The following is a 5,807-nucleotide window of genomic DNA, read 5'->3' on the forward strand; positions in this document are numbered from 1 at the left end:
TCAGAAAAGTTATCCACAGAGAATGGGGAAAAATTTCCGGTTAAATATAGTTATGTATAAGTTAAATAAGTTAAAGGGGGAAAAATAGTAATTAATATATTGATTTTATTGCTTTAATATTATTTTGAAATTCCTAAAAGTCGATTCTTTTTTCCTAAAAGTCGATTCTTTTTTCCTAAAAGTCGATTCTTTTTTCCTAAAAGTCGAGTGAATATATAGGTTATTCACAGAAAATTTATAAATATTTTTTTTTATAACGTTGAATTATTCCTAAAAGTCGACTATTTTCCTAAAAGTCGATATATTTTGATATTCCTAAAAGTCGAAAAACATTTTAAACAAGTCGTTTAAATGACTACTAATCATTTAAACGACTCTAACCCTACCCTACTTCATCTAGGATTATGGCTATGACTGATCTTACAACGAAAACGAGAAAAAACAATTTGAAAACGTTACGTCCACGCAAACACAAACAACTCGAGTTTTTTATTGCTGATGATATAGAGATATCGACTTTTCGTGATGAAATGGCAAGCATGGAGCATCCATTTTTTGCTTTAAAAGCGGGTGATACAAAGATTAGGGAATATAAAAACGGGAATGTCACAATATTAGTAAGAGCTTTAGCTGGGGTTGGATTAGCTACAATCTTTGATAAAGATATCTGGATCTATGCTATATCAAAATTACAAGAAGCTATCAATAATAATCAACCAATTAACCGCACTGTGAATTTTACTCCATATGATTTTTTTGTTACAACAAATCGTGCTAAAAGTGGTCGAGCTTATAATGATTTAGAAAAAGCTTTATCGAGATTAAAAGGGACAGTGATAAAAACTAATATTGTTTACTCGAAGGAGAAACAGGAAACAATAGAATTTGGATTAATTGATAGTTGGCGAATAGTGGAAGAACACAAAGGCAAACTGGAAATAGGTATGGTGGAAGTTACCCTACCAGATTGGCTGTATCAAGCAATAACTAAAACTAAAGTTTTGCAAATTAGCCCTGATTATTTTCGCATTCGTAAAGCGATTGATAGACGATTATATGAAATAGCAAGAAAACATTGTGGAAATCAGCATGAGTTTATTATCTCACTTGAAAAATTACATGTTAAAACGGGTAGTACGGCCGCCTTATCTAAGTTTAAATTCAATATTAAGCAACTTGCTAAAACAAATGACCTCCCCGACTATGAAGTTCTGTTTGATCCTTTCACCGATAAAGTAACTTTTAAAAATCGAAATCAAAATTGTCCTAAAGTCGAAGCATCGCGCAAGAGAGAGAAAGGGAAGAAAGAGATTTTTAAGATTAAAAATAACCTTTCAAATTAAAGTTTTTCTTTTTATGAGTAAAAATTTATTTGAGTTAATGATTTTATAAGTTTATAATTAATTGAATCTAAGAGTATAAAATCAAAAACTCTCTTGAGGTAATGATGAAAGTTATCGCTGTGTTGAATCAAAAGGGTGGGTCTGGAAAAACTACTATTGCAACTCATTTAGCAAGAGCTTTCCAATTATTTGGTTCTAGCGTTTTATTAATTGATTCTGACCCTCAAGGAAGCGCTAGAGATTGGGCGGCAGTAAGAGATGATCAACCGTTAACTGTTGTTGGAATTGACCGACCTACAATAGTGAGAGATCTTAAAAATATTGGACATAAAGATTTTATTATTATTGATGGAGCTCCTCAAGCATCAGATTTAGCTGTTTCAGCAATAAAAGCTTCTGATATTGTTTTAATACCAGTACAACCTTCTCCATATGATATATGGGCTACATCTGAGTTAGTTGATTTAGTAAAGCAAAGAATAGAAGTAACTGATGGGAAAATGAAAGCCTCATTTATAGTTTCAAGGGTGATAAAAGGAACAAAAATAGGGAATGAAGTAACAGATACTTTGAGTGAATATGGACTACCTGTGTTGGAAAGTAAAATAACTCAACGTGTTGTTTATCCGAGTACTGCAGCAATAGGCAAGACAGTTCTTGATGAAGATCTCAATAATCCTGCTTCAATTGAAATTATTTCTTTATTTGAAGAAATAAAACAAAAACTTATTTAAGTTTATGGTGTAAAACTCATATGAGTAAAAATAAGATACTTTCAGCAGGGCGTCCTGCATTAAGAAACAAAGAAAAAACGCTTGCTAGCATAAAAGATGAAATTCAGTCAAAAAGAGTAAATTTCGATTTAACTTTTGAAAATCATTTGAAATTGAAGATGTACGCTGCAAAAAGAGGAAAGACAATAAAAGAAGTGTTAACAGAATTTGTTGATAAACTTCCTAATTAAAACTCATTTAAGTAAATGAGTTTTAATTTTTAAGTTAAGAATTCGCTATTTTGTCAGAATTAGGCCTCTGACAAAATAGCTAACCCAAGCCCTAACTGAGTAGGAGTTGAGCTATGAACAATAGTACCTTCCGAGTGCTTGTCTGTGAAGCACCAAAACATACAATCGTATTGTTTTTCCGTTTGTCACGCAATTTAACCCTTCGTCAGCGTGCCAGAATTCTTAATAGCGTTGGGGGTGGGCATGAATTTCAAAAATAATAATGATCAATTTGAAGTTAAAAATGATTTTGATCTGATGCCGAAACTCTCAAAAAGAGAACTACAAATTTTAAAAATGCATTGCGCCGATTTTAGCCGATTAGATATCGCGTTGAAATTAAACATTAGCGTTCGAACGGTTGATACACATTTAGTTAATGCAACAAAAAAATACGAACTCGATACATTCTCACAATTAAAGTCAATGTTTATATTTAAATTTTTGAATGTGAATAGAGAATTAAATTGATGTTAAAACCAATACCTTTGATGCTTTTATTTAAAAAAATGTCAATAGGTTAATTTTTGATCGAAAAATACGTAAATTACGTATACCAACCCTAAAATTTTTGGGGCATATTAACCACTATTTTGATATGAGTGCAACGAATAGTTGCACTTGCTCTTTAACAACCAGAAGTATGCCGACACAGGTGTACACTATAATCAGGAACGATAATTTAGTAGAAAAAACTTATTATTTTTCCTATTGTCGTAGTAAACGAAAATTTTCAATTTTTAAATTATTTGTTGATCGCCATGGATTGATATCAAGTCCCCCGCGTCTTGTATAGCGACCATATACACATAATTCTAATGGTTTGCAATAAAATAAAAGATCACTAAATATTCGCTCAATACATTGTTCATGGAACTCATTATGGTTACGGAAAGATATAATATATTTTAATAAAATATCTCTGTTTATTTTCGTACCTTTATAAGAAATAAGAACAGATCCCCAATCTGGTTGATTAGTAACAAGACAATTTGATTTTAGTAAATTTGTGACGAGACATTCTGTTATTACGGGTTGATTGTTTTTTGTCGCATTTTCTAAGATTTCTGGAGAGTAATCATATGTGTTGATGATAATATTATTATTATCGATGGATATTCCATCAAAATTAATTAAAGAAATGACTTTGCATTCGGATAAATTCGCCAGTTTTACTAATACGTTACCTTCGGCGCAAGCGGATAGGTCTTCTTTTATTAAGTCTCTTACAATATCGATTGAATCGAAAAATGTTTGATTAAAGCTATTTAGGTATAGTTTAAAACTTTTTGATTCAATTTTATTAATACTATTTGAATCTATTTTTACCTCACCAATAGCAACTTGAGGAACACCATTTTTATTTAACCAAGATAGTTCGTATAAATTCCATATATCTTCGCCAAAAAAACTCACATTATTTGTGAGTGTTTTTATCTCTTTTCTTCCATAATCTCTTTTTATTGGCGTTAAAAGATTACGATCGTATTTTGAAATATATTTTGTTTTCTTTCCTAATTGTAAATTATGATGATCTATCATTCATTTTTTCCTTCTAATATGAATTTTTTGAATAAATATCTGGAAAAGTAGATAGGGAAAATCCCTAGCGTTGCATAAATTGATTTAATTAATAATTGTCCTGCGATCATTGAAATAACGGTTTCTTTTCCCAATGAATGGAAGACTATGGATATAAATATAAAACTATCTAAAATTGCGGCACAGATTGAACTGGTAAAAACACGAACAAATAAGTATTTTGATGATGTTAGTTTCCTTATTTTATATAAAATATAAGCATTAATATGTTCTGAAATTATATATGCTAATGATGATGCTAAAAGTACAGAGATAACAGAAAAAACCAAGGATGAATAAGAATCGATAAGACCCCATGATGGGATTGCTTCTGGAAATGAACTATAATAAAGACAGCCGCAAAAAATGCCAATTTCGAGGCCTTGGCGCCGCGCGGGATAAAGGTGTTCATATCATCATGGCGCATCAATCGATTAAAGATTTGTATGATTGCCCTGCTGATCTTGATGGTGAAGCCGTTGCAGGTTCGGTCATCGAAAACTGTAAATTCATGTTGGTTTACCGTCTGCGGGATCCGGATACCGCCGAGTGGGTAGCCAAAATGACAGGCTCAATTCTGGTTGACGATGAAATCCGAAAAGTCAAAACGGATATGACGTTAACAGAAAAAATTGATACCGATAGAACTATCCGTCAAGCAGAGCGATATTACATCGATTGTAATATGTTGCTTAATCTTCCCCCTTTCGTTGGTTTTGCCTTCACCCAAAACGACTTGGCGAAAGCAACAAAACTTTCACATATTCCAGCCAAGAAGACCCACATCAATGTGCTTTGTTATAANAANAACACGGAAAACCCCGACACCTCTCAGCCGAAACCTGTCATTAATTTATAAGGGACTTAAAATGCTTATTCACGACGTTGTAAAAAGAAAAGAAGCGACGGCCACCAAACTGTTTTTGNTGCTTAATTTTCTAAAAGAAGAAACGTATTCTGACTTTACCATTTTACGAAAAGTATTAGGTTTTAGTCCTAACGCTCACAGCCCTTTGTACAAAGTATTAAATCGCGCTGTTAATGAAAGGCTATTAATCAAACACGAAATCCCAAACTTAAAGCGAAAACTGACGATTTGGGGGATCACCCTGCAAGGTTTAGCCAAAGTGGTTTCACCTGAAGATAAAACCTTTCCTCATTATTTTGAACCGTCAAAATTGAAATACTGGTCAATGGAGCATCGCTTACTGAATCAACGGGTGAGAGTGGCGCTGGAAGCAAAAGGCGGCAGTCAATGGCTTAACGGCGATCGCGGTGAATTTAACGCGCGCTATCGGGGGATAAAACATCGACCCGATGGGGTTATCACCTTGAGTAATGGCGCCATCATCGCCATTGAAACGGAGCGAACCATGAAAACTCGAGCCCGTTATATCAATATTATTAATAGCCATCTTGCCGCCAGTGATGCTAATCACTGGCATTATGCGATGTATGTACTGCCGGATGAAAAAAACAAACAGGCTATCCTCAAACTGTTCGAGGGGATCAAAACTGTCATTCGCCATAACGTGCCCGTTCCTTTTGATGCTAAAAACAGAGAGATGTTTTTATTTCGGACCATTGAAGAGCTGGAAAAAAACACGGGAAATCACCATGACTAAAAAGGGTTATCTTCTCATTCTCTTGCTCATTCCTTCTTTTGGTTTTGCTAATTTTTCTGGACGTGTTGTTAATGTTATTGATGGTGATACTATTTACGTCCTCATGGAAGGAAAACTGGTCAAAGTGCGCCTCATTGGTATTGATGCCCCAGAGTTAGGTCAACCCTTTGGAAGGCGTTCAAAACAAAACCTGCTTCACCTGAGCGCGAAAAAGCAGGCTGAAGTGATGACAGAAAAACAGGATAGGTTTGGACG

The 5,807-nt window shown here is 33.8% G+C and carries 9 protein-coding genes and 1 pseudogene; 8 read left to right on the top strand and 2 right to left on the bottom strand.

Annotated features, from left to right (window positions below; all coding sequences use genetic code 11):
* The first annotated feature begins 410 nt into the window (after positions 1–410).
* The 5 genes from H1X92_RS00780 (at position 411) to H1X92_RS00800 (ending at position 2,817) form a co-directional block, all read left to right on the top strand.
* Positions 411–1,343, top strand: coding sequence for a replication initiator protein A (locus H1X92_RS00780; RefSeq protein WP_180558425.1), 933 nt, complete (start codon positions 411–413; stop codon positions 1,341–1,343).
* Positions 1,344–1,444: 101 nt separating this feature from the next.
* Positions 1,445–2,077 carry a ParA family partition ATPase gene (parA, locus tag H1X92_RS00785; RefSeq protein ID WP_233458104.1) on the top strand — a complete coding sequence of 211 codons (633 nt, stop codon included), beginning with the start codon at positions 1,445–1,447 and terminating at the stop codon, positions 2,075–2,077.
* Positions 2,078–2,097: 20 nt separating this feature from the next.
* Complete coding sequence (locus H1X92_RS00790; RefSeq protein ID WP_180558426.1) at positions 2,098–2,307, top strand: plasmid partition protein ParG; 210 nt, start codon at positions 2,098–2,100, stop codon at positions 2,305–2,307.
* A 113-nt stretch (positions 2,308–2,420) separates the two neighbouring features.
* Positions 2,421–2,567, top strand: coding sequence for a hypothetical protein (locus H1X92_RS00795; RefSeq protein WP_180558427.1), 147 nt, complete (start codon positions 2,421–2,423; stop codon positions 2,565–2,567).
* Positions 2,551–2,817 carry a helix-turn-helix transcriptional regulator gene (locus H1X92_RS00800; RefSeq protein ID WP_180558428.1) on the top strand — a complete coding sequence of 89 codons (267 nt, stop codon included), beginning with the start codon at positions 2,551–2,553 and terminating at the stop codon, positions 2,815–2,817. Before H1X92_RS00795 ends, H1X92_RS00800 begins: the two co-directional genes overlap by 17 nt.
* A 237-nt stretch (positions 2,818–3,054) precedes the next feature.
* Here the strand turns inward: H1X92_RS00800 and queF are convergent, their stop codons facing one another.
* Together queF and H1X92_RS16150 are read right to left on the bottom strand one after the other, a co-directional pair.
* Positions 3,055–3,888: an NADPH-dependent 7-cyano-7-deazaguanine reductase QueF gene (gene queF / locus H1X92_RS00805; protein WP_180558429.1), complete on the bottom strand. Its 834-nt coding sequence runs from the start codon at positions 3,886–3,888 to the stop codon at positions 3,055–3,057.
* Complete coding sequence (locus H1X92_RS16150; protein ID WP_370520591.1) at positions 3,885–4,217, bottom strand: VUT family protein; 333 nt, start codon at positions 4,215–4,217, stop codon at positions 3,885–3,887. Before H1X92_RS16150 ends, queF begins: the two co-directional genes overlap by 4 nt.
* 89 nt (positions 4,218–4,306) lie before the next feature.
* Here H1X92_RS16150 and H1X92_RS00815 point away from each other — a divergent pair.
* The 3 genes and pseudogenes from H1X92_RS00815 to H1X92_RS00825 all read left to right on the top strand — a co-directional run.
* Positions 4,307–4,786, top strand: a pseudogene (locus tag H1X92_RS00815) (TraM recognition domain-containing protein); the annotation flags it as partial.
* Between the two features lie 10 nt (positions 4,787–4,796).
* Positions 4,797–5,552 (top strand): MobC family replication-relaxation protein, encoded by a 756-nt coding sequence (gene mobC / locus H1X92_RS00820; protein ID WP_180558430.1) that lies wholly within the window; start codon positions 4,797–4,799, stop codon positions 5,550–5,552.
* The coding region (locus H1X92_RS00825) for a thermonuclease family protein (RefSeq protein ID WP_180558431.1) at positions 5,545–5,807 on the top strand (263 nt) is incomplete at its 3' end. The genes mobC and H1X92_RS00825, both read left to right, overlap by 8 nt.

The organism is Arsenophonus endosymbiont of Apis mellifera (assembly GCF_903968575.1).
In the GTDB taxonomy this organism is placed as follows: Bacteria; Pseudomonadota; Gammaproteobacteria; order Enterobacterales; family Enterobacteriaceae; genus Arsenophonus; species Arsenophonus apicola.

Bases quoted from the DNA above. Each gene is read 5' to 3' on its own strand.
- H1X92_RS00780 (WP_180558425.1), top strand. From the start codon at position 411: ATGACTGATCTTACAACGAAAACGAGAAAAAACAATTTGAAAACGTTA.
- parA (WP_233458104.1), top strand. From the start codon at position 1,445: ATGATGAAAGTTATCGCTGTGTTGAATCAAAAGGGTGGGTCTGGAAAA.
- H1X92_RS00790 (WP_180558426.1), top strand. From the start codon at position 2,098: ATGAGTAAAAATAAGATACTTTCAGCAGGGCGTCCTGCATTAAGAAAC.
- H1X92_RS00795 (WP_180558427.1), top strand. From the start codon at position 2,421: ATGAACAATAGTACCTTCCGAGTGCTTGTCTGTGAAGCACCAAAACAT.
- H1X92_RS00800 (WP_180558428.1), top strand. From the start codon at position 2,551: ATGAATTTCAAAAATAATAATGATCAATTTGAAGTTAAAAATGATTTT.
- queF (WP_180558429.1), bottom strand. From the start codon at position 3,888: ATGATAGATCATCATAATTTACAATTAGGAAAGAAAACAAAATATATT.